The following is a 1,228-nucleotide window of genomic DNA, read 5'->3' as shown; positions in this document are numbered from 1 at the left end:
GGCGACGCCGGGCGCGAGATGGTGCTCGGCGTACCAGACGCGCCGGTAGCCGAGGGCGTCGAGGTCGACCGCGAGCGCCACGGCCCGCTGGATCGCCGCGGCGCCGGTGGAGCCGTCGGCGACGAGGGCGAGGTCGAGCACGGACAGGGGCACGCGGGTGCCGGGGGCGTGGTCGGTGCTGCGGTCGGTGGCTGGCTCGGTCATGCGGCTCTCTCCTCCGTCTTGGGCAGGCCGGGCGGGTTGGTCTCGGCGCGGTCCACGGCCTCGGCCTCGGCCTCGGCCTCGAGACCCCAGCGCTCCAGCACCTGCTGGTAAGAGCCCTCGTCGATGTGCAGCCCGGGGGCGAGCGTCGACGGGGCGGTCGGGGTTACCGCCGAGAGAGCGGTCATCGCGGGGCCTTCTCGCCCGCGGTGACCGCGAACGGCAGGTGGTTGCCAGGCACCGGGGCCGGGCACGTGCCGAACGCGGTGAACGCGTACGGCAGGTTGACGGCCCGGTTCAGGTCCAGGCGCAGCGTGCCGCGCTCGCCCTCCCCAGCCCCCGGGGTGATCCGCAGGACCCGCCACGGCGCGACGCCGTCGGCCTCGTCGCTGAACAGCAGGGTCGGCTCGTCGAGCGTCCCCGTCAGCGCGAGCGTCGTGACCGTGCCGCCGTGCACGACGTCGACCTCGCCGATCACCTGGACGTGGTGCACCAGGCGCGGCTGGGCGGCGCCGACCGTCACCCGCTCCAGCTCGTCGTACCAGGACACGCGGGCGTCCAACACCCACTCGGGGTCGTACCCGAACGCCGGGACGCCCGTGAACCCGGTGCGGGTCGCCGCCCGGGGGTCCCGCGGCCGGAGGCCGTACCGGCCCGTGCGCAGCACCACCTCGACGGCGACCTCCTCGGTGTCGTGGTCCCCGCCGTCGGCGCCCGGGGCGCCGTCCGAGCCCTTGCCCGCGGCCGCACCCGCCCTGCCCTCCGGCAGGAACGTGCCCAGGACTCGCGAGCGTCCCTCGTCGACGGCGACCAGCGTCGGGCCGTGCTCCGCGACCCGCTCGCCCGTCAGCACGGACGTATCGCCGGCCGCAGGCCGCGTGTAGAGCGTGCGGTCCACGACCCACCACTCCCCCGGCAGCCCGGGCAGGCGGCGGGGCTCCGACGTCGGCCACAGGAGACCCGTCAGGCTCAGCCACCCGTGCGGCGTCCGCAGGTCGCGCTCGCGGGCCGCGCGCCAGGCCGCGAG

General features: G+C 76.6%; 2 protein-coding genes and 1 pseudogene. All 3 read right to left on the bottom strand.

Annotation, left to right across the window (positions count from 1 at the left end; genetic code table 11):
- Positions 1 to 204: pseudogene (locus PROKR_RS33800) on the bottom strand (LLM class flavin-dependent oxidoreductase); the annotation flags it as partial.
- Positions 201 to 389, bottom strand: a complete 189-nt coding sequence (locus PROKR_RS03805; protein WP_036959675.1) for a hypothetical protein — start codon at positions 387 to 389, stop codon at positions 201 to 203. The gene PROKR_RS03805 and the pseudogene PROKR_RS33800, both read right to left, overlap by 4 nt.
- A partial coding sequence (locus tag PROKR_RS03800) for a DUF1684 domain-containing protein (RefSeq protein WP_051432645.1) occupies positions 386 to 1,228 on the bottom strand: 843 nt, incomplete at its 5' end. The genes PROKR_RS03800 and PROKR_RS03805, both read right to left, overlap by 4 nt.

This window comes from Promicromonospora kroppenstedtii DSM 19349 (genome assembly GCF_000515355.1).
In the GTDB taxonomy this organism is placed as follows: Bacteria; Actinomycetota; Actinomycetes; order Actinomycetales; family Cellulomonadaceae; genus Promicromonospora; species Promicromonospora kroppenstedtii.
The sequence above is the reverse complement of the archived record's forward strand: the minus strand, read 5'-3'. Positions and strand labels throughout refer to the sequence as shown.